Consider the following 19,587-nt stretch of genomic DNA (forward strand, 5'->3'; position numbering starts at 1 on the left):
GGCTCCGTACACACTGACGAACGGAACTCCCGGAAGATTCCGGGCAGATGGCCGGAACGCAGAATTCCAGCCATCTGCCGCAGTGGACGAAAAGCGGCCATGACGGGTGCCCTCTGTCAGGGGCCCGGCCACCATCTCCCGGAATACCGGGACAACTCATGATCACGACGCGTCAGGGCGGCCGAAAATCGTCCGGACGTTCCTTCGAGTTGTCTCTGTGTCAGTAGTAGGCTCACGCCGTTTGTTGACGGTTGATCTGGGGGAGGCCATGCGCTTTCGCGGGAAGTCCATCCGCAGGAAGATCGTGGCGTTGCTGCTGGTGCCGCTCGTCTCCCTCACCGCGTTGTGGGGCTTCTCCACCTATCTCACCGGCCGCCAGGCCAACGAGCTGATGAACGTGGCGAACATCGTCAAAAAGGTCGGCTACCCCATCGAGGACACCGTCCGCGTCATCCAGCAGGAGCGCCGCCAGACCCTCGTCTACCTCGCCGACGAACGCCCCGCCGACGCCCTCACCGCACTGCGCAGCCGCCGGGCGGACACCGACGTCGCGATGAGCAGGATCCGCGCCGCCGCCCAGGACCGCGACGTGCGCGGCGACCTGCGCCCCGCCGCGAAGACCCACCTCAAGGCCGCCATCGCCGCCTTCGACTCGGTGCCCACGCTGCGCCAGTCCATCGAGCAGGGCACCGTCGACCGGGCCCAGGCGCTGGACTTCTACAACCGGCTCATCGACCCCTGCTACAGCTTCCTCATGAATCTCCACGCCTTGCAGAACGTGGAGATGGACAAGCAGGGCCGGGCCCTCGTCGGCCTCACCCACGCCCGCGAAATGCTCTCGCGCGAGGACGCCCTCGTCGCCTCCGCCCTGATCACCCCGAGGACGACGGCCCCCGAACTGCGCCGCATATCCGACCTGGTGGCCAACCGGAAACTGCTCTACGACACCAACCTGGAGCTGCTGCCCAGCGCCGAACGCCTCCCCTTCCAGCAGTTCTGGAGCGGCCCCGAGACCGAGTCGCTGCGCACCGCCGAATCCGACGTCATCGACGCGGGCCCCGCCAAGAACCCCCACCACATCGACGCCGCCCGCTGGCAGCAGGCCGTCACGCCCGTACTCGACCGTCTGGCCCAGATGGGCACCGAGGCCGGCAACCGCTACCAGGACCGGGTCGAGCCGGTCGCCTTCAACGTGCTGATCAAGGCCGGGCTCGCCGGTGTCCTCGGCTTCCTCGCCCTGCTGATCTCCCTGTTCATGTCCGTACGCGTCGGCCGCGAGCTGGTCCGCGACCTCACCCGGCTCCGCAAGGAGGCCCACGAGGTCTCCGGCGTCCGCCTGCCGAGCGTGATGCGGCGCCTGGCCGCCGGTGAACAGATCGACGTCGAGACCGAGGCGCCGCGCCTGGACTACGAACGCGACGAGGTCGGCCAGGTGGGCCAGGCCCTCAACACCCTGCAACGGGCGGCCGTCGAGGCAGCCGTCAAACAGGCCGACATGCGGCGCGGCGTCTCCGAGGTGTTCGTCAACCTCGCCCGCCGCAACCAAGTACTCCTGCACCGCCAGTTGACGCTCCTGGACACCATGGAGCGGCGCACCGAGGACACCGACGAACTCGCCGACCTGTTCCGTCTCGACCACCTCACCACCCGTATGCGCCGGCACGCCGAGGGCCTGGTGATCCTCTCCGGCGCCGCGCCGTCCCGCCAGTGGCGCAAGCCCGTCCAGCTCATGGACGTCGTACGGGCCGCCGTGGCCGAGGTGGAGGACTACGAGCGCGTCGAGGTGCGCAGGCTGCCACGGCTCGGCGTCGGCGGCCCCGCCGTCGCCGACCTCACCCACCTCATCGCCGAACTCCTGGAGAACGCCACGGTGTTCTCGCCCCCGCACACCGCCGTCCACGTGCACGGCGAGCGGGTCGCCAACGGCTTCACCCTGGAGATCCACGACCGAGGCCTCGGCATGGCGCCCGACATGCTGCTCGACGCCAATCTGCGGCTCGCCGAGACCCCCGAGTTCGAGCTGTCCGACACCGACCGGCTCGGCCTTTTCGTGGTCAGCCGGCTCGCGCAGCGCCAGAACGTACGGGTCTCCCTACAGCCCTCCCCCTACGGCGGCACCACCGCCGTGGTGTTCCTGCCGGCCGCGCTGCTCACCGACGCGCCGGAGACCGAGGGCACCGGCTTCCGTCTGGACCGCACGGCCGCCCGTGCCAAGGGCGGCGCTCCCGAGGCGCCGAGGCGCGCGCTGTCCCCGCTGCCCGTCGGCGTTCCCGGCCAGCCGGTCCTGGACGGTCCCGTCGAACTGGAGCCCCCGCTCGACCCGTTGGACCTCGACACGAGGACGGCGCCCGATGAGACCGGCGTGCCCGGCGCGTACGACGCGGGGCGCGGCGGCGTGCTGCGCTCCGCCCGCCGCGCGGCCGCCTCGGGCGAGGACCGCCAACAGCACCAGCAGACGGCCGACGAGAGGGACGAGGACACGGGCCCCGGCCCGCTGCCGCGCCGCCACCGGGTGCCGACCCTGGTCAGCGACAACGGCCGGCGCGTCGACGGCCCCGGCCGAGGCCACCCGGCGCAGGATCTTGAGCCGTCCCCCGAGGTGCGGCACGTCTTCGAGAACCGCCTGCCCCAGCGCCGCGCCGGCCAGCCACCCCGCCCCTTCGCGCCGCGCCCCGAGTCCGAGGAGCCCGGGCCCCCGCGCCCCGCGCCCCGCTCGCCGGGCCTGACACCGGTACGGCCCGGCGGCCTCGCCGGGCCCGCCGCGCCGCCGGTCGGCGCCGGACTGCCGGGCGCGCCCAGCTCCGCGCCCTCCTGGGGCACTGTGCCCGGCGCGCCCCAGGACGGCGAGGGCCCGCCGGACGGACTGCCCCGCCGGGTCCGCCAGGCGAGCCTGGCCCCGCAGCTCAAGGACGCCCCCGGCGACCGGCGCGGCGCCCCGCGACCCGACGAGGGACCCGAGCCGGACCGCGACGCCGACGAGGTGCGCGACCGCATGGCCGCACTGCAACGCGGCTGGCAGCGCGGACGGCGGGACAACGACGCACCGGACGCCGCGGCAGGACCGCCCGCGGCCCCCGGCGACAACGCACGACGAACCACACCGGAGGGGGACGGTCGATGACCGCGCCACAACACTCAGCCACCGCACGCCACGCCCAGGGGGGCGGAACCGGCGAACTCAACTGGCTCCTGGACGAGTTGGTGGACCGGGTCGGCTCCATCCGCAAGGCCCTGGTGCTTTCCGGCGACGGCCTGGCCACCGGTACCTCGCGCGATTTGACCCGTGAGGACGGCGAGCACCTGGCCGCCGTCGCCTCCGGCTTCCACAGCCTCGCCAAGGGCGTCGGACGCCACTTCGAGGCGGGCAAGGTCCGCCAGACCGTCGTCGAACTCGACGACGCCTTCCTCTTCGTGACCGCCGCGGGCGACGGCAGCTGTCTGGCCGTCCTGTCCGACGCCGACTCCGACATCGGACAGGTCGCCTACGAGATGACCCTGATGGTCAAGCGGGTCGGCGTGCACCTGACCACCGCGCCACGGACCGGCCCGCACACCGGAGGGTGAGTGGGTACGTCATGGGCGGGGACGCGATGAGGGACACGGACCGGGGGGCCGGGAGCGGGGACCCGTCGGCGGCCCCCGGCCGCCCGCTCCACTGGTTCGACGACGACGCGGGGCCCGTGGTGCGGCCGTACGCCATGACGCGCGGGCGCACCACCAGCATCAACCAGCACCGCCTCGACCTGATCGCCGTGGTCGTCCCGGAACCCGCCGCCGACGACCCGGGCCGCGACCAGACGCTCTCCCCGGAACACGTCGAGATCGTCGAACGCTGCGGCGACGCACCGCAGTCGATCGCCGAACTCGCGGCAGGCCTCGACCTCCCCGTCGGGGTGGTCCGGGTGCTGGTCGGCGATCTCGTCGCCGACGCCCTGGTGCACGTAACCCGACCCGTCCCGCCGGCCGAGCTGCCGGACGAGTCCCTTCTCCGTGAGGTGATCAATGGCCTTCGGGCGCTCTAGCCGCAAGCGGCGGCACGTCGATCCGGTGACGCTCAAGATTCTCGTCGCGGGCGGATTCGGCGTCGGCAAGACCACCCTGGTCGGCGCGGTGAGCGAGATCCGGCCCCTGCGGACCGAGGAACGCCTCAGCGAGGCGGGCCGCCCGGTCGACGACATCGCGGGCGTGGAGGCCAAGAGCACCACCACGGTGGCCATGGACTTCGGGCGCATCACGCTCCGCGAGGACCTGGTGCTCTACCTCTTCGGGACGCCGGGCCAGGACCGGTTCTGGTTCCTGTGGGACGAGCTGGCTCAGGGGGCGCTCGGCGCGGTCGTCCTGGCCGACACGCGCCGCTTGGAGGACTGCTTCGCCGGCATCGACTACTTCGAGCGGCGCGGCATCCCGTTCACCGTCGCCGTCAACTGCTTCGACGACGCCACCCGTTACCCCGCCGACACCGTGCGCGCGGCCCTCGACCTCGACCCCGAGGTCCCGCTCCTGCTGTGCGACGCCCGCGAGCGCGAGTCGGTCAAGGACATCCTGGTGGGCGTGGTCGAGCACGCCCTCGCGATGTCCGCGAAGTCCCGCCAGCCGGCCGCCACTTGAACCCCGGACGGCCCGCGCCTCGGCCCGGTCAGCGGACCACCACCACCGCCGAGCCGTGCCCGAACAGGCCCTGGTTCGCGGTGACGCCGACCCGGGCCCCGGGGACCTGCCGGGCTCCCGCCGTGCCCCTCAACTGCCAGGTGAGCTCGCAGACCTGGGCCAGCGCCTGGGCGGGCACGGCCTCGCCGAACGACGCGAGCCCGCCGCTGGTGTTGACCGGCACGCGCCCTCCGAGCGTGGTCGCTCCCTCCCGCAGGAGCTTGGCCCCTTCCCCGGCGCCGCACAGCTCCAGGTCCTCGTACCACTCCAGTTCCAGCGCGGTGGACAGGTCGTACACCTCGGCAAGCGACAGATCCTCGGGGCCGATGCCCGCCTCCTCGTAGGCGGCGTGCGCGATGGCGGCCCGGAACGACCGGGACGCGGGCTCGACGGCGGCCGCCGAGTCGGTGGCGATGTCGGGCAGGTCGAGCACCGCCCTGGGGTAGGTGGGGGTCACCGTGGAGAGCGCGCGGATACGGACCGGGTCGCCGACGCCGTGCCGACGGGCGACATCCATGCTGGTCAGGACCAGGGCGGCGGCCCCGTCCGAGGTGGCGCAGATGTCCAGCAGACGCAGCGGGTCCGCGACCACGGCCGATGCGGCCACCTCCTCGGCGCTGACCGCCTTGCGGTAGCGGGCATTCGGGTTGAGCGCGCCGGCCGCCGCGTTCTTCACCTTGACGCGGGTGAAATCCTCCAGGGTGTCACCGTGCAGAGCCATGCGGCGCCGGGCGTAGAGGCCGAAGTACGCGGGATTCGTGGCGCCGAGCACCCGGAAGCGCAGCCAGTCCGGATCATCGGGACGCTCCCCGCCGGCCGGGGCGAAGAATCCCTTCGGCGCGGCGTCCGCCCCCACCACGAGCACCACGTCCGCGAGCCCGGCCAGGATCTGCGCCCGCGCCGCGCCGACCGCCTGCGCGCCGGAGGCACAGGCCGCGTACACGCTGGTGACCCGGGCGCCCTGCCAGCCGAGCGCCCGCGCGAAGGTCGCGCCCGCCACGTATCCGGGGTAGCCGCCGCGCACGGTGTCCGCGCCGACCACCGCGTCCACGTCGCACCACTCGATCCCGGCGTCGGCGAGCGCCGCCCGGGCCGCGATCGTCCCGTACTGGACGAAGCTCCGTCCCCACTTGCCCCACGGGTGCATTCCCACCCCGAGGACCGCGATGTCCTCGCTCATGCCGTCGCCTCCACGGGCCGCCAGTGCCAGGTGGTCCAGACGGTCTCCGTGTCCTCGTTCAAGACGCCGGGCACCACCTCGACCTCCATGCCGATCGCGAGGTCGGCCGTCCTGACGCCGGGCGCGGCCCGGCCGAGCACCACCATGCGTTCGGCCGCGAGCTCCACGGCGACGAGGGTGGTGGGCTCCCAGGCCACATCGGGGTCGGACACATAGGGGGAGGGGGGACGGTAGCGGCCGTCCGTGTACGACCACACACGGCCTCGCCGGGACAGGGGGACCTCCGCCAGTTCGCCGCCCGCGCAGGCGGGGTTGCGGCAGAAGGCGTCCTCGCGCGGGAAGAAGAAGGAGCCGCAGGCGGCGCAGCGGGTGCCGAGCAGCCGGAAGTCCTGGCCCCCCGCCTCGGTGAACCAGCCCGCGACCACAGGTCTGTGCGTCCGTGCGTCGGTCAAGGCCCCTCCCCATACGGCTTGCTGACGGATCGTCAGAAGTGTGCCACGGTCGGCCCGGGATGGGGAGGGGCGGGAGGCGCCGGGGCCCGGGTCAGCGGCTGCCCCCGTGGCTCATCGGTTGTCCGCGAGCCACTTCGCGGCGATCTCACCCAGCTCGCGGTCGCGGCCGGCCAGCATCATGCGGATCATCTGCCGGTCGCCCCGCAGCGACCAGGCGGGGTGGCCGAAGGTCGCCGGGTTGTTGCCCTCGATGAACCAGTGCGTGGGCCAGGCGGTCGCGTATCCGATGAGCGGCAGCGCGAGTATCAGGCGGCCGCGTCGCCGCGCGAGCCCGTAGGCACTGATCGCGAGCCCGGTGAGGGTGCCGGTCAGATGCACCCAGCGCGTGGCGGCCCTGGAGTGCATCGCCACGTAGTAGGGCCAGAATTCCTCGTACGAATCGAACCGGGGTTTGGTCATGCGGCAGAACCTAATCGCTTCGCGGAGAACCGGATACGGCTGCTTGGCGTCCGAGAGGACAGAGCGGGTGCCCGGGACCCACGGGGGTGGCTCCGGACACCCGCTCCAGCCTCATCCGGAACCGAAGGTGATACGCGCCGGACCGGCCATGACGAGGCGATGATCCGGGCCGGTCCTGCCAAGCGGAACGGCCCGCGCGTCAGTGCCCCGCCACTGGCCACCACGCCACGGGAAAGTCGAAATAGGTGTCGGGGAAAGGCTCCGGCTGATACGTGAAGTGCCACCACTCCTCGGGCAGGTTGACGAAGCCCTGCGCCTCCAGGGTGCGCTTGAGGAACTGCCGGTTCGCCTTCTGGACGCCCTGGACGCGGGGATCGTCGGTATGCGCCAGGGTGTCGAAGCAGTCGAACCCGGTGCCCATGTCGAGGGAGTTGTCCGGGAACCGTTCGGCGCGCGGCGCGTAGCAGGGCGCCAGCGGCTGCCCGGGGTGGTAGGGCCGAGTGGGGAGCGCGGGCAGCCTGACGATCGTCAGATCCATCGTGCTGCCCCGGCTGTGGCCGGACTTCGCGGCGATGTACCCGTCCGCGAACAGCCTCGACTTGTCGACCCGGGGGTAGAACTCCGCCTTCATCTTCTCGTCGTCCAGGTCCTTCGCCCACCGCACGAAGTGGTCGACGGCCCGCTGCGGCCGATAGCAGTCGTAGACCTTGAGCGAGTAGCCCTGCCGCAGCAGTGACTGCTGGGCCCGGTGCAGGGCCTGGGCGGCCGGCCGCGTCAGGAGGCACAGCGGCCGGCGGTATCCGTCGATCGGTTCGCCCACGAAGTCGTGCGCGGTGATGTAGCGCATCTCCTGGATGATCGTGGGATCGACCGCACTCAGCGCCACGAACTGTCTGGGCGCCTTCGGCCGCGGTGCCGCGTGCGCGGCGGGGGCGAGCGCGGTGACGGTGAGCAGCGTCGCGGCGGCGGCCATGAGCGCGCGCAGCATCCGTGACGGCGCCCGCTGGGCCGTGCCTCGTCGTCCGGTACGTAGTGTCATGTGCACACCCTTTATCAGCTCAACTCGCTTGCGGGGAAGGCACCTGTGGGGAGGCGCATGTGGGGAAGGCGCTTGTGAGGCGGGCGCTTGTAAGGAGGGCGCTTGCGGGGAAGGACGGGTCGGCTAGAGTCCGCGCGTGAGTGCCACCCCGAAGCAGCCCTTGGCCGACTCCCACTGCGGTGCGTGCGGGACCCCGTACGACGCGCCGCGCGGCTGGCCCCGCTCGTGCGCGTCCTGCGGCACGGTCGCCTACCGCAACCCGCTTCCCGTGGCCGTCGCCCTGCTGCCCGTCACCGGAGCGGACGGGACCGGCCTGGTGGTCATCACCCGCACCATCGAGCCCCAACGCGGCGGCCTCGCCCTGCCCGGCGGTTTCGTCGATCACGGCGAGAGCTGGCAGCAGGCGGTGGTACGCGAACTGAGGGAGGAGACCCGCATCGAGGCGCGGGCCGATGAGGTCCGTCTCGCGGACGTGCTGAGCTCGCCCGCGCATCTGCTGGTGTTCGGCCTGCTGCCCGCGCGCGCGGCGGCGGACCTGCCGCCATCGGCAGCGACCGAGGAGAGCGCGGGCTGGGAACCGCTGTGGAAACCGGCCGAGTTGGCATTCCCGTTGCACACCGATGCGGCCCGCGCGTGGTTCGCGGGGGAGTACGCCCACGGTCGTGGCGGCGGCCCGGCCGGCTGACCCGGGTCGGTCGGCGGGCTCAGGGCGCCATCCCGCGCACCCGCACCGGATGGCCCACCTCGGCGTCCGCGCCCGCGCCGGTCCGCTCCACCACGACCGCGCCCTTGACGACCCGCGTCGAGAACCGCTCCACCACCGCGCGCTCCCAGCCGTCCCCCGCGTCCCGCACCAGGAGGCCGCCGCCCGTACGGCCGGCGGCGGGTGCCCACACCTCCAGCTCAAGGCCGCCGTCCTCACCTCGCACCGGGATCACCGAACCCGCCCGGGCCAGCACCGGGATACGGGAGAGGGGAGCGGGCAACAGCACCTGGCCCGGGCCCTCGTGCGCCTCGCCCGTCGCGGTGTCGTACCACCGCCCGCGCGGCAGCCGTACCGCACGCCGGTCCGCGCCGCGCTCCAGGACCGGGGCCACGAGCAGCGCGTCACCGAGCAGGAAGGCGTCCTCGCAGTCGCGCAGCGCCCGGTCGCCCGGCGCGCCCCACCACAGCGGGCGCGCGTAAGGAGCCCCGGTCAGCCGGGCCAGCTGGGCCAGCGTCATGAAGTACGGGTGCAGCCGCCGGCGTTCCGCGAGCGCGGCCCTGGCGCCTTCGAGCACCGCCGGGCCGAACTCCCACGGCTCGCGCCGCCCCGCCCACTTCGCGGCATGCGTACGGAACAGGGGCAGCCAGGCGCCGAGTTGGAACCAGCGCAGATACAGCTCGGGCGAAGGGCTGCCGGTGAAGCCGCCCACGTCGGGCCCCGAGTACGGCACTCCGCACAGGCCGAGGCCGAGCACCAGGGCCAGCGAGGCGCGCAGCCCGGGCCAGCCCGTCGAGACGTCACCGGACCAGGTGCCGCCGTAGCGCTGCATCCCGGCCCAGCCGGAACGCGAGAACAAGAACGGCCGCTCTTCGGGGCGCAGTTCGCGCAGCCCCTCATGACCGGCCCGGGCCATGGTGAGCCCGTACACATTGTGGGCCTCGCGGTGATCGCCGCCCCGGCCCTCCAGATCGTGCCGGGCCGACCTCGGCAGCGTCGCGTCTCCGAACGGGGCGAAGGACACCGGCTCGTTCATGTCGTGCCACACCCCGGCGAAGCCCTGGTCGAGCCGTTCCTGGTAGAGGCCGCCCCACCAGGCGCGGGTCCTCGGGTCCGTGAAGTCGGGGTAGGCGCACTCGCCGGGCCACACCTGGCCGCGCACCTCGCGCCCCTGGGCGTCCTTGACGAACGCCCCAGCGGCAAGACCGCTCTCGTACACCGCGTTCCCCCGCTCGGCCTTCACCGCGGGATCCACGATCGAGACCAGCCGCACCCCGTCGCCTGCCAAGTCCTCGGCCAGGCGCGGCAGATCGGGGAACGCGCTCCGGTCCACGGTGAAGACCTGGTGGGCGTCGTAGTGGTCGATGTCCAGGTGCAGCGCGGAAAGCGGCAGGCCGCGCCCGGTGTACCCGGCGACGATCCGCCGCACCTCGCGCTCGCTGCCGAAACCCCAGCGGGCGTGCTGGTGGCCGAGCGCCCAGGCCGGCGGCAGCGCGGGCGCGCCGGTCAGCGCCGTCCAGCCCGCCAGGACCCGGGCCGGTGTGCCCGCCACCATCCAGCATCGCAGCGGCCCTCCTTCCATCCGCAACTCGCTGCCGCCCGGCCGGTCGTGGCCCGAGCCCGCGCCTTCCTCTCCCTCACGCAGCAGCACCCGGCCGTCCCAGGTGTTGTCGTAGAACGCGAGATGGGTCCCCGCGTCCGCGACCACCAGCTGCACGGGCATCGTGATGTACAGCGGGTCGTCGTCGGGGCCGAAACCGCCACCGGGATCGGTGTTCCACAGGCGGTACGAACCATCGCGCAGCCGGGGTCCTGCGGCGCGCCCGCCCAGCCCGAAGAACCGCGCGTCGGCCGCCACCTCGGACCGCTGCACCCAGCGGGCCCGGCCGCCGCCGGCCGGCTCCCACCACCGGGGCGGCAGCTCGCGGCGCAGCACTCCGCCGCCCGGGGTGCGCACCTCCACGGCTCCGTGCCGGGAGATCACCACGGTCATCCGCTCGGACACCACCCGCCAGCCGCCGTCCTTGTCCGGTTCGAGGGCCGCCCGCCCGTCCGGCTCCGGGGGCCGGCCGTCCAAGGCGTACGACGGCTCTGGCCTCGCGCCGTCCCAGCCCCAGAACACCGTGCCGCCCCCCGAGACCCGCACCTCGAGCGCGGAACGCGTGAACCGCACGACACCACCGCCCGGCCCGGGCTCGGCCCCGGTCACCGCCCCCGGCACCCGAGCGCGCTCGGGACCGCGCGCCGGCAGGTCCCGCGCGTCCGCCCGGCGCCGCAGCAGGGCCGAGCGCAGCGCCCGCAACCCGCGCACCGAACCGACCGACTTCACCGAGCGCACCAGGCCATCGCCGTTCATGGCGCTCACCCTGCCACCCGGACAGCCCCGTGCGCGGTCTGTTCAACCGCCGTTCACCCAAGCCACCACGCCGAACACCGACGCCGCCCCCGAAGACCGCCACCCCGGACGCGCCCGGCATGCGTCCGGCGACGGTGCCGCGGGTGGCGCCCCGAGGCCGGCGCACAGTCTCCCCCCGGGCGGCGCCCCGAGGCCCGCGCACAGTCCGCCCGGGTGGGGCGTCTCGGGCCGGGTTCGGACCGGTGGCGGCGGCCCACCCTGGTGCGGAAGACGATCACATGGCATCGTCCCTTGCAGCCGCCTCACGCGCACACCCCCTCGCGTGTGCGCGGGAAACACGCACACCACGCGTTACAGCCCGGGAGCCGACCGATGACCTCTCCAGCGAACCCCGATCCGCAGCCCGCGCCCCTGTGGCAGCCGGACTCCGACCGCATCGCCGCCGCGCGGATCACCCGCTTCCAGGCCTGGGCCGCCGAGCGCTACGGGGCACCCGCCGAGGGCGGATACCCGGCTCTCCACCGCTGGTCGGTCGCCGAACTCGACACCTTCTGGCAAGCCGTCGCCGCGTGGTTCGACATCCGCTTCTCCTCCCCGTACGAAGCTGTCCTTGCTGATCGAACGATGCCCGGAGCCCAGTGGTTCCCGGGTGCCACCCTGAACTACGCGGAACACGCGCTGCGCGCCGCCGAGGACCCCGCGCGGGCCGGCGAGCCCGCGCTGCTGCACGTCGACGAGACGCACGAACCCGTGGAGACCGGCTGGGCCGAGCTACGCCGCCAGGTCGGCTCGCTCGCCGCGGAGCTGCGGGCCCTCGGGGTGCGCCCGGGCGACCGGGTCAGCGGCTATCTGCCCAACGTCCCGCAGGCGGTCACCGCCTTCTTGGCCTCGGCGGCCGTCGGCGCCGTGTGGACCTCCTGCGCCCCCGACTTCGGCGCCCGCAGCGTCCTGGACCGCTTCCAGCAGGTCGAGCCGGTCGTCCTGTTCACCGTGGACGGCTACCGCTACGGCGGCAAGGAGCACGACCGCGGCGACGTCGTGGCCGAGCTCCGCCGCGAACTGCCCACGCTGCGCGCCGTCGTGCACATCCCGCTGCTCGGCACCCCGGCCCCCGAAGGCACCCTGGAGTGGTCCGCCCTGACGGCGGGCGAGACCGAACCCGTCTTCGAGCAGGTGCCCTTCGACCACCCCCTGTGGGTGCTCTACTCCTCCGGCACGACGGGTCTGCCCAAGGCCATCGTGCAGTCCCAGGGCGGCATCCTCCTCGAGCACTTCAAGCAGCTCGGCCTGCACTGCGACCTCGGCCCCGAGGACCGCTTCTTCTGGTACACCTCCACCGGCTGGATGATGTGGAACTTCCTCGTCTCCGGCCTGCTCACCGGCACCACCGTGATCCTCTACGACGGCAGCCCCGGCTATCCCCACACGGGCGCGCAATGGGGCGTGGCGGAGCGCACCGGCGCCACCCTGTTCGGCACGTCGGCCGCGTACGTCATGGCCTGCCGCAAGGCCGAGGTGCACCCGGGGCGCGACTTCGACCTGTCCCGTATCAAGGGCGTGGCGACCACCGGCTCGCCGCTGCCGCCCGACGGCTTCCGCTGGCTGCACGACGAGGTGCGCGAGGACCTGTGGATCGCGTCGGTCAGCGGCGGCACCGACGTCTGCTCCTGTTTCGCGGGGGCGGTCCCGACGCTTCCCGTGCACATCGGCGAACTCCAGGCGCCCTGCCTCGGCACCGACCTCCAGGCCTGGGACGCCCAGGGCAGGCCCGTCATCGGGGAGGTCGGCGAGCTGGTCGTCACCAACCCCATGCCGTCCATGCCCATCCGTTTCTGGAACGACCCCGACGGCAGCCGCTACCGCGACAGCTACTTCGAGATGTTCTCCGGCGTGTGGCGGCACGGGGACTGGATCACCCTCACCGACCACGGCTCGGTGATCATCCACGGCCGCTCCGACTCCACTCTCAACCGCCAGGGTGTGCGCATGGGTTCGGCCGACATCTACGAGGTCGTCGAACGGCTGCCGGAGATCCGGGAGTCCCTGGTCATCGGCCTGGAGGAACCGGGCGGCGGCTACTGGATGCCCCTGTTCGTGCACCTCGCCGAGGGCGCCGTCCTGGACGACGCCCTCCGTACGAAGATCAAGCTGGCGATCCGCGAACAGCTCTCCCCGCGCCATGTCCCCGACGAGATCATCGAGGCGCCCGGCGTCCCGCACACCCTCACCGGCAAGCGCATCGAGGTGCCCGTCAAGCGCCTCCTCCAAGGCGCGGCTTTGGACAAGGCCGTCAACCCCGGTTCGGTGGACAATCTGGACCTGTTGCGTTTCTACGAGGACATCGCCCGCAAGCGCGGCTGATCACCCTCCATAGGTGGCCTCGGACTCGCCCAGCGTGTCGGCGAAGTCCGAGGCCAGCCCGGCCGCCCGCGAGGTCCCGAGCCCGGCCACGGTCACGCGTACGCCGGGCGCCGCCGCCATCCGGAAGCGGGCCCCGGCCGCCACCCACCAGCCGCGCGTGCGCAGCCCGTTGACCACGGCGGACTCGTCGCGCACCGGCACCCACACGTTCATCCCACTCGCACCGTGCGCCACGATCCCGCGCTCCGCGAGCTCCTTGACCAACGCGGTACGCCGCCGCTCATAGGCGACCTCCGCCCGCGCCACCAGGAGCTGCGCCGAGGGGTCGTCCATGAGCGTCAGCACGGCGGCCTGCAACAGATGACTCACCCATCCGGACGTGAGCAGCAACCGCCCGTCGTGCCGCGCCAGGGTCACCGGATCACACGCGGCGGCCGCCCACCGCAGGTCAGTGCCCAGGTACTTGGTCACGGTCCGCACCTGTGCCCAGCGCGCAAGCCCGCCCGTGGTGAGGGAGTTGAGCTCCGCTCCGGCGATCTCGGCGGCGTGGTCGTTCTCGATCACGAGGACATCGGGTGCCTGCCGCAGCACCTCGACCAGCTCGTCGCGCCGCGCCGGCGAGAAGCACCCCCCGTAGGGGTTCTGCGCTCGCGGGCTGCACACGACGGCGCGGGCCCCGGCCCGCAGCGCGTCGCGCAGCAGGTCCGGCCGCATCCCCTCGTCGTCGACCCCGACCGCGATGGTGCGCAGCTCCATGGCCTGCAATAGGTCGAGCAGATGGTGGTATCCGGGGTCCTCCATCGCCACCGCGTCCCCGGGGCGCAGCTCCGTGGTCAGCAGCCGCGCGACGCAGTCGAGCGCCCCGTGGGCGAACGTCACGGACTCGCAGGGCACGCCGTCGGCGTCGAACCAGGCACGCACCCGCTCCTCCAGCCGCGGCAGCCGGGGCGTGGAGCGGTGCGAGCGCGGGCCGGTGGAAGGCGCGACGAGCGCAGGGGGGTCCGGCAGGAACGCCGCGTCGGGATGACCACCCGCCAGATCCCGCAGCCCTGCGGGCACCTTGGGCGGCCGCCGGGAGGCGACGGACGGCGCGGCGGCCACCACCGTCCCGCCCCGGCCCCGGGTGACGACCACGCCGCGCCGGCGCAGCTCCTTGTAGGCGGTCGCCACCGTGCCCGGACTGACCCGCAGCTCCACGGCCAGCCGCCGTACGGGAGGCAGCGCGTCACCCGGGCCCAAGTCCCCGCCCGCGACCGCGGCCTCGACGGACGCGGCAATGCCCTTGGCGGTGGTACCGGAGATCGAATATTGTGTCGCCACGTAAAGAATTATGTATCAGTACATAAATTCCGTCAAGGGGGACCCATGAGCTGGAGCCGCGCCGCACTGTGGGAACGCGTGCCAGGAGGCGTCGACGGCCGTCGCATGCTGTCCGTCGCCTTCGTCGACCGAACCGGCAGCGGCCTGTGGGAGGCCGTCAGCGTCCTCTACTTCAGCTACGTGGCCGGACTCTCGCTCGCCCAGATCGGCACCCTGGTCGCCGTGTCCGGAGCCGTCGGCATCGCCGGCGCGCCCATAGGCGGCCGCATCGCCGACCGGCTGCCCGTCACACGGCTGCTCATCGGTCTTCAAATGCTGCGCGCCGTAGCCGCGTTCGCGCTCCTGACCACTCATGACTTCGCTCTGCTGCTCGTGTTCGCCTCCGCCGGAAGCTTCGGCGACCGCTCGGCGAACGTCCTCACGAAGCTGTACGCGGCCCGGATCGCCGGGCCCGAGCGCGTGCGCTACCAGGCCGTCAGCCGGACCGTCGCCAACGCGGGCTGGGCCGTCGGCGGCCTCGCCGCGGCGGGGGCCCTGGCCATCGGCTCGACCGCCTCCTACCAGTGGCTCCTGGCCGGCAACGCCGTCTCGTTCATCGGATCGGCCGTCATCACCGGCCTGTGCGCCGAACCGCAGGCACCCGGCCGCACGGTCGCCAAGTCCACCGATCCGACGGCGAAGGCGCAGGTGGCCAACCCCTGGCGCGACCGCCGCTATCTGGCGTTCGTGGCCACCGAAACCGTGGTCTTCCTCGACGACGCGGTGTTCAAGATCGGCCTGCCGCTCTGGACCGTGCACGGCACCGACGCGCCGACCGGCCTCGTCCCCCTGCTCATGGTGATCAACAACGTGATGGTGGTGGGGCTCCAGGTGCCCCTGGCCCGTTTCGGCGCCACCACGCGGGCCGCGCGGCGCCTGCTGCTCCCGCTCTCCGTGGTCTTCGCCATGGCGGGAGTGGCCATCGCGGCCTCCGCGGCGCACGGCGCCACGCTCGCCGTCACCTTCCTCGTCGCCGCGACGGTCGCCTTCACCCTCGCCGAGATCATCCACGCGACCATCTCGTGGGAACTCTCGATCGCCCTCGCCCCCGACCACGCCCAAGGCGCCTACCTCGGTGTCCACGGCCTCGCCCAGTCCGTTCAACGCAGCCTCGGCCCCCTCGCCGTCACCGCGGCCATCGCGACCGGCCCCGCCGGGTGGATCGCCTTCTCCGCGGTCATCGTGGCCGGCTGTCTGACCCAGTACCGCCTGGCCCGGCCCCACCCCGGCCGAACGCCATTGTCAGTGCCGCCGGTTACGGTGAGTGAGCATTGATCGACACCGTGCTCAGGGGGAAACATGGCGCACACCCAACCCATCAAGACCGTCCGGCGGACACTCCGCCGTGAAATGCCGGGCACCGTCGGCCTGATCGCCGACGCGCACGACTTCACGGCCATGACCCGATACCGATCCTTCACCTTCGACGACCACAGCGCCTACCTGCGCCAAGTCGAAGGATTCCTGCGCTCGCTGGCCGCCCGGGGCCTGCATACGACGGTCGCGCTCTTCGACCCGGAGGAGTTCAGCGACTTCTGTACGTCACGCGGCCTCGACCCGGACACAGCGCAAAGCCGTACGCGCTTCACGGCCGAACTGGCGGCGGGCGGCGCCTGCGTGGCCTACGCGGGCCAGCCCATCGACAGCCTCGTTCCGCAACTCATCAACAAGGCCGCCCGCAAGGCGACTTGGGAGTACGCGACACTCATCCTGGCCGAGGCGGGGGAGTGCGCCGACTGCGGACAGGACATCGGACGGGCCGCCTTCGACCGGGCCTCCCAGCTCCTGCTGAACCTCCTGGAAGCAGCCGGCCCCGGCGCCCACCACCTGGTGTGCAGCATCCCCGCGCGACAGGAGCAGCTCATCACCGTCCTGCACGCCCACCGGCAGGGACATGACCCGGTTCGTCTGGAGGAGACCGACGCCGCCGAGTTCGTGACCGTCCTCGCGGCCGGCATCGCCCTGCGCGGCACCGGTGGCCTGGTCCTGCGGACGACCGAACCGGGCACCCCGGACCGGCTGTACGGCTGGCGCCTGCTGCACGACCGGCTCGATCCGCTGACCGAGGCCGAAGTCTTCAGCGCCTACTGCACCGACGCCGAGACCGGCGACCCGGTGCCCCCGGAACCCGACGTCGAATACCGCGCCGGTTTCCCCATCGAGCAACCCGACAGCCACCACTGACAGAGGACCGGCCGTCATTCCCGACAGTCATCAGTCATCGCTGACAGAAGACGGGGGCTCCCGCGAAAGAAAAAGGGGCTTCCCGCCGCACCCGCGACGGGAAGCCCCTCTCACACCGGTTCACACCGGTCTCACAGCCATCGGCCGGTCGTCACTCGCCGGACAACACCGTCTGCGCGGCGTTGCGCGCGTCCTCTGCGGTGTCCGCCGCGCGAGCCGCCGACGCCGCGCGCTCGCACTGCGCCAGCGTGTGCTTCGCCAGCGTCGACCGCACATACGGAATGGACGCCGCGCCCATCGACAGGCTGGTCACCCCGAGACCGGTCAGGACACACGCCAGCAGCGGATCGGAGGCAGCCTCGCCACACACACCACAGCTCTTGCCCTCGGCCTTCGCGGCCTCGGCCGACATGGCGATCAGGTCGAGCAGCGCGGGCTGCCACGGGTCCTGGAGCCGGGACACCGCGCCCACCTGACGGTCAGCCGCGAAGGCGTACTGCGCCAGGTCGTTGGTGCCGAGCGAAAGGAACTCGACCTCCTGCAGGATCGAGCGGGCCCGCAGCGCGGCGGAGGGGATCTCCACCATCGCGCCGAACTTCGCGCGCAGCCCGGCCTCGCGGCACGCGTCGGCGAACGCCTTCGCGTCCGTACGGTCGGCCACCATCGGGGCCATGACCTCGAGGTGGACGGGCAGCCCCTCGGCAGCCTCGGCCAGCGCGGTCAGCTGCGTGCGCAGCACCTCGGGGTGGTCGAGCAGCGAGCGCAGCCCACGCACGCCGAGCGCCGGGTTGGGCTCGTCGGCCGGAGTCAGGAAGTCCAGCGGTTTGTCGGCACCCGCGTCCAGGACCCGCACCACGACGCGCCCCTCGGGGAACGCCTCAAGCACCTTGCGGTACGCCTCGACCTGCTTCTCCCGCGACGGCGCCTTGGCGGAGTCGTCGAGGAAAAGGAACTCGGTACGGAACAGACCGACGCCCTCGGCGCCCGCCTCCACCGCGGCCGGGACGTCGGCGGGACCGCCGACGTTGGCGAGCAACGGAACCTTGTGGCCGTCCGACGTGGCACCCGGACCGGACGAGGCGGACAGCGCCGCCTTGCGCTCGGCCGCGGCCCGCTCCATCTCGGCCTGCTTCTCCTGGCTCGGGTCCACGAAGATCTCGCCCGTGCTGCCGTCGACCGCGATCAGCGTGCCCTCGGCCAGCTCACCGGCGCCCGGCAGGGCCACGATCGCGGGAACACCGAGCGCCCGCGCCAAGATGGCGCTGTGGCTGGTCGGCCCGCCCTCCTCGGTCACGAAACCCAGCACCAGAGCCGGGTCGAGCAGCGCCGTGTCGGCGGGCGCGAGGTCCCGGGCGATGAGCACATACGGCTCGTCGCTGTCCGGCACACCCGGCATGGGCACGCCGAGCAGGCGCGCGACGATCCGGTTCCGTACGTCGTCGAGGTCGGCGACGCGTCCCGCCATGTACTCACCGGCACCCGCGAGCAGTTCGCGGTAGTGCGAGAAGGCGTCGTACACAGCGCGTTCGGCCGTGCTGCCGACGACGATGCGCCGGTCGACATCGGCCATCAGCTCGGGGTCCTGAGCGATCATCGCCTGGGCTTCGAGCACAGCCTGCGCCTCACCGCCGGCCAGGTTGCCCCGCGCCATCAGGTCGGCCGCCACAGCTTCCACGGCCTGGCGGGCGCGCCCCTGTTCGCGCCCGTGCTCCGATGCCGGAATCTGCTTGGCAGGCGGTTCGAGGACCGCCGTACCCATGTGCCGAACCTCGCCGATCGCCACACCGTGGCTCACGCCGACGCCTCGCAGCGTTGTCTCCATCTCACCGTCTCCGATAGGTGCGGCGGTCAGTGCCGCCGCCGTGATTGTCCGTCTGGCGCGCCGTCATGCCGGCGCTGGCGTCACCGCCAGCTGAAGAGCGCGTCGCCGGCCTTCACGTCGCCGCTCTCGACGACACCGGAGAGGGAGTCAGCGGTGGCCTCAAGAGCCACGATGGGACAGATGGGGGACTTTCCGGCGGCTTCGACGGCGGCCGGGTCCCAGCGCACGACCTCCTGGCCGCGCGTCACGGTGTCGCCCTTGTTGACGAGGAGCTCGAAGCCCTCGCCGTTGAGCTGAACGGTGTCGATTCCGAGGTGCGTCAGCACACCGTGGCCCTCGCTGTCGACGACAACAAAGGCGTGCGGGTGCAGGGACACGACGACGCCCTCCACGGGCGCCACTGCCACCGACGGCTCACGTACGGGATCAATAGCGGTGCCGGGGCCCACCATCGCGCCGGAGAAGACCGGGTCGGGCACTGCCGCGAGCCCAATGGCCTGTCCAGCAAGTGGGGACGTCACGCTAGTCATGGGGAGCCTCCCAGGGGCGGAGCTTCAAGTGTCGCCGTCACTACCTGTCCTGGACGGCGTACTGTTCAGAAGGGTAAGTCATAAGAAGTCCCGGTTCCGCACGACAGGTACTGGTTGGCGGACCTAGGTGCACACCGGAAACGATTTGCCTCAACTCCCGGTGGCCCTGTACTGTCGTACTCCTGCCTGACCCCATCACGACACTGTGATTCGCGGTCGGCGGCACCTACCAAGTCCCGATCCTAACCCGGATTTCCGACTGCGCCTGTGTGCGGAGACGGTGGTCAGGAAGACGGAAAAGACTTGCTAGAGTCTGAATCGCCGGAAAGCCGATAGGGCCGGAAAGCGAAATACCTGCTCCAGCCGGGTGGCGGAAACGAGAAATCGGATCTGCTAGGCTGGAAACACGAAATACCGAAGGGAAGCGCCCGGAGGAAAGCCCGAGAGGGTGAGTACAAAGGAAGCGTCCGTTCCTTGAGAACTCAACAGCGTGCC

General features: G+C 72.2%; 16 protein-coding genes. 8 read left to right on the forward strand and 8 right to left on the reverse strand.

Annotated elements, in window-relative coordinates; all coding sequences use genetic code 11:
• The first annotated feature begins 268 nt into the window (after positions 1–268).
• The 4 genes from ACFYM2_RS14430 to ACFYM2_RS14445 are packed head-to-tail and all read left to right on the forward strand — an operon-like array spanning position 269 to position 4,608.
• The gene (locus ACFYM2_RS14430) at positions 269–3,121 is read left to right on the forward strand and encodes a nitrate- and nitrite sensing domain-containing protein (RefSeq protein WP_358996797.1); all 2,853 of its coding nucleotides are present in this window, start codon (positions 269–271) and stop codon (positions 3,119–3,121) included.
• On the forward strand, positions 3,118–3,564 hold the full coding sequence (locus ACFYM2_RS14435; protein ID WP_358996747.1) for a roadblock/LC7 domain-containing protein: 447 nt from the start codon (positions 3,118–3,120) through the stop codon (positions 3,562–3,564). Before ACFYM2_RS14430 ends, ACFYM2_RS14435 begins: the two co-directional genes overlap by 4 nt.
• An 11-nt stretch (positions 3,565–3,575) precedes the next feature.
• The gene (locus ACFYM2_RS14440; protein WP_358996800.1) at positions 3,576–4,022 is read left to right on the forward strand and encodes a DUF742 domain-containing protein; all 447 of its coding nucleotides are present in this window, start codon (positions 3,576–3,578) and stop codon (positions 4,020–4,022) included.
• Complete coding sequence (locus ACFYM2_RS14445; protein WP_358996750.1) at positions 4,003–4,608, forward strand: ATP/GTP-binding protein; 606 nt, start codon at positions 4,003–4,005, stop codon at positions 4,606–4,608. Before ACFYM2_RS14440 ends, ACFYM2_RS14445 begins: the two co-directional genes overlap by 20 nt.
• Before the next feature lie 28 nt (positions 4,609–4,636).
• Here the strand turns inward: ACFYM2_RS14445 and ACFYM2_RS14450 are convergent, their stop codons facing one another.
• From ACFYM2_RS14450 to ACFYM2_RS14465, 4 genes are all read right to left on the reverse strand, one after another.
• Entirely contained in the window at positions 4,637–5,827 is a 1,191-nt protein-coding gene (locus tag ACFYM2_RS14450; RefSeq protein ID WP_388836195.1) for a lipid-transfer protein, read from the reverse strand.
• Entirely contained in the window at positions 5,824–6,252 is a 429-nt protein-coding gene (locus ACFYM2_RS14455) for a Zn-ribbon domain-containing OB-fold protein (RefSeq protein WP_388460298.1), read from the reverse strand. Before ACFYM2_RS14455 ends, ACFYM2_RS14450 begins: the two co-directional genes overlap by 4 nt.
• Before the next feature lie 138 nt (positions 6,253–6,390).
• The gene (locus ACFYM2_RS14460; RefSeq protein ID WP_388836198.1) at positions 6,391–6,738 is read right to left on the reverse strand and encodes an Mpo1-like protein; all 348 of its coding nucleotides are present in this window, start codon (positions 6,736–6,738) and stop codon (positions 6,391–6,393) included.
• A 199-nt stretch (positions 6,739–6,937) separates the two neighbouring features.
• Positions 6,938–7,777 carry a M15 family metallopeptidase gene (locus ACFYM2_RS14465; protein ID WP_358996756.1) on the reverse strand — a complete coding sequence of 280 codons (840 nt, stop codon included), beginning with the start codon at positions 7,775–7,777 and terminating at the stop codon, positions 6,938–6,940.
• Positions 7,778–7,913: 136 nt separating this feature from the next.
• Between ACFYM2_RS14465 and ACFYM2_RS14470 the strand changes: the two genes are divergently transcribed.
• Positions 7,914–8,462 carry an NUDIX domain-containing protein gene (locus ACFYM2_RS14470; protein WP_388836202.1) on the forward strand — a complete coding sequence of 183 codons (549 nt, stop codon included), beginning with the start codon at positions 7,914–7,916 and terminating at the stop codon, positions 8,460–8,462.
• Positions 8,463–8,481: 19 nt separating this feature from the next.
• Here the strand turns inward: ACFYM2_RS14470 and ACFYM2_RS14475 are convergent, their stop codons facing one another.
• Positions 8,482–10,836 (reverse strand): glycoside hydrolase family 31 protein, encoded by a 2,355-nt coding sequence (locus tag ACFYM2_RS14475; RefSeq protein ID WP_388836204.1) that lies wholly within the window; start codon positions 10,834–10,836, stop codon positions 8,482–8,484.
• Between the two features lie 372 nt (positions 10,837–11,208).
• Here ACFYM2_RS14475 and ACFYM2_RS14480 point away from each other — a divergent pair, with 372 nt between their 5' ends.
• The gene (locus ACFYM2_RS14480; RefSeq protein WP_388836207.1) at positions 11,209–13,197 is read left to right on the forward strand and encodes an acetoacetate--CoA ligase; all 1,989 of its coding nucleotides are present in this window, start codon (positions 11,209–11,211) and stop codon (positions 13,195–13,197) included.
• Here ACFYM2_RS14480 and ACFYM2_RS14485 read toward each other — a convergent pair whose 3' ends face one another.
• Positions 13,198–14,517: an aminotransferase class I/II-fold pyridoxal phosphate-dependent enzyme gene (locus ACFYM2_RS14485; protein ID WP_388836210.1), complete on the reverse strand. Its 1,320-nt coding sequence runs from the start codon at positions 14,515–14,517 to the stop codon at positions 13,198–13,200.
• 45 nt (positions 14,518–14,562) lie between these two features.
• Between ACFYM2_RS14485 and ACFYM2_RS14490 the strand changes: the two genes are divergently transcribed.
• Both ACFYM2_RS14490 and ACFYM2_RS14495 read left to right on the forward strand, forming a co-directional pair.
• Positions 14,563–15,831 (forward strand): MFS transporter, encoded by a 1,269-nt coding sequence (locus ACFYM2_RS14490; protein WP_388836213.1) that lies wholly within the window; start codon positions 14,563–14,565, stop codon positions 15,829–15,831.
• A 24-nt stretch (positions 15,832–15,855) separates the two neighbouring features.
• On the forward strand, positions 15,856–16,740 hold the full coding sequence (locus tag ACFYM2_RS14495) for a hypothetical protein (protein ID WP_358996774.1): 885 nt from the start codon (positions 15,856–15,858) through the stop codon (positions 16,738–16,740).
• 151 nt (positions 16,741–16,891) lie between these two features.
• Here ACFYM2_RS14495 and ptsP read toward each other — a convergent pair whose 3' ends face one another.
• Positions 16,892–18,562 (reverse strand): phosphoenolpyruvate--protein phosphotransferase, encoded by a 1,671-nt coding sequence (ptsP, locus tag ACFYM2_RS14500; protein WP_358996777.1) that lies wholly within the window; start codon positions 18,560–18,562, stop codon positions 16,892–16,894.
• Between the two features lie 80 nt (positions 18,563–18,642).
• Positions 18,643–19,092: a PTS glucose transporter subunit IIA gene (locus ACFYM2_RS14505; RefSeq protein ID WP_350229233.1), complete on the reverse strand. Its 450-nt coding sequence runs from the start codon at positions 19,090–19,092 to the stop codon at positions 18,643–18,645.
• Between the last annotated feature and the right edge of the window lie 495 nt (positions 19,093–19,587).

Source organism: Streptomyces sp. NPDC006711 (genome assembly GCF_042869775.1).
Classification (GTDB): Bacteria; Actinomycetota; Actinomycetes; order Streptomycetales; family Streptomycetaceae; genus Streptomyces.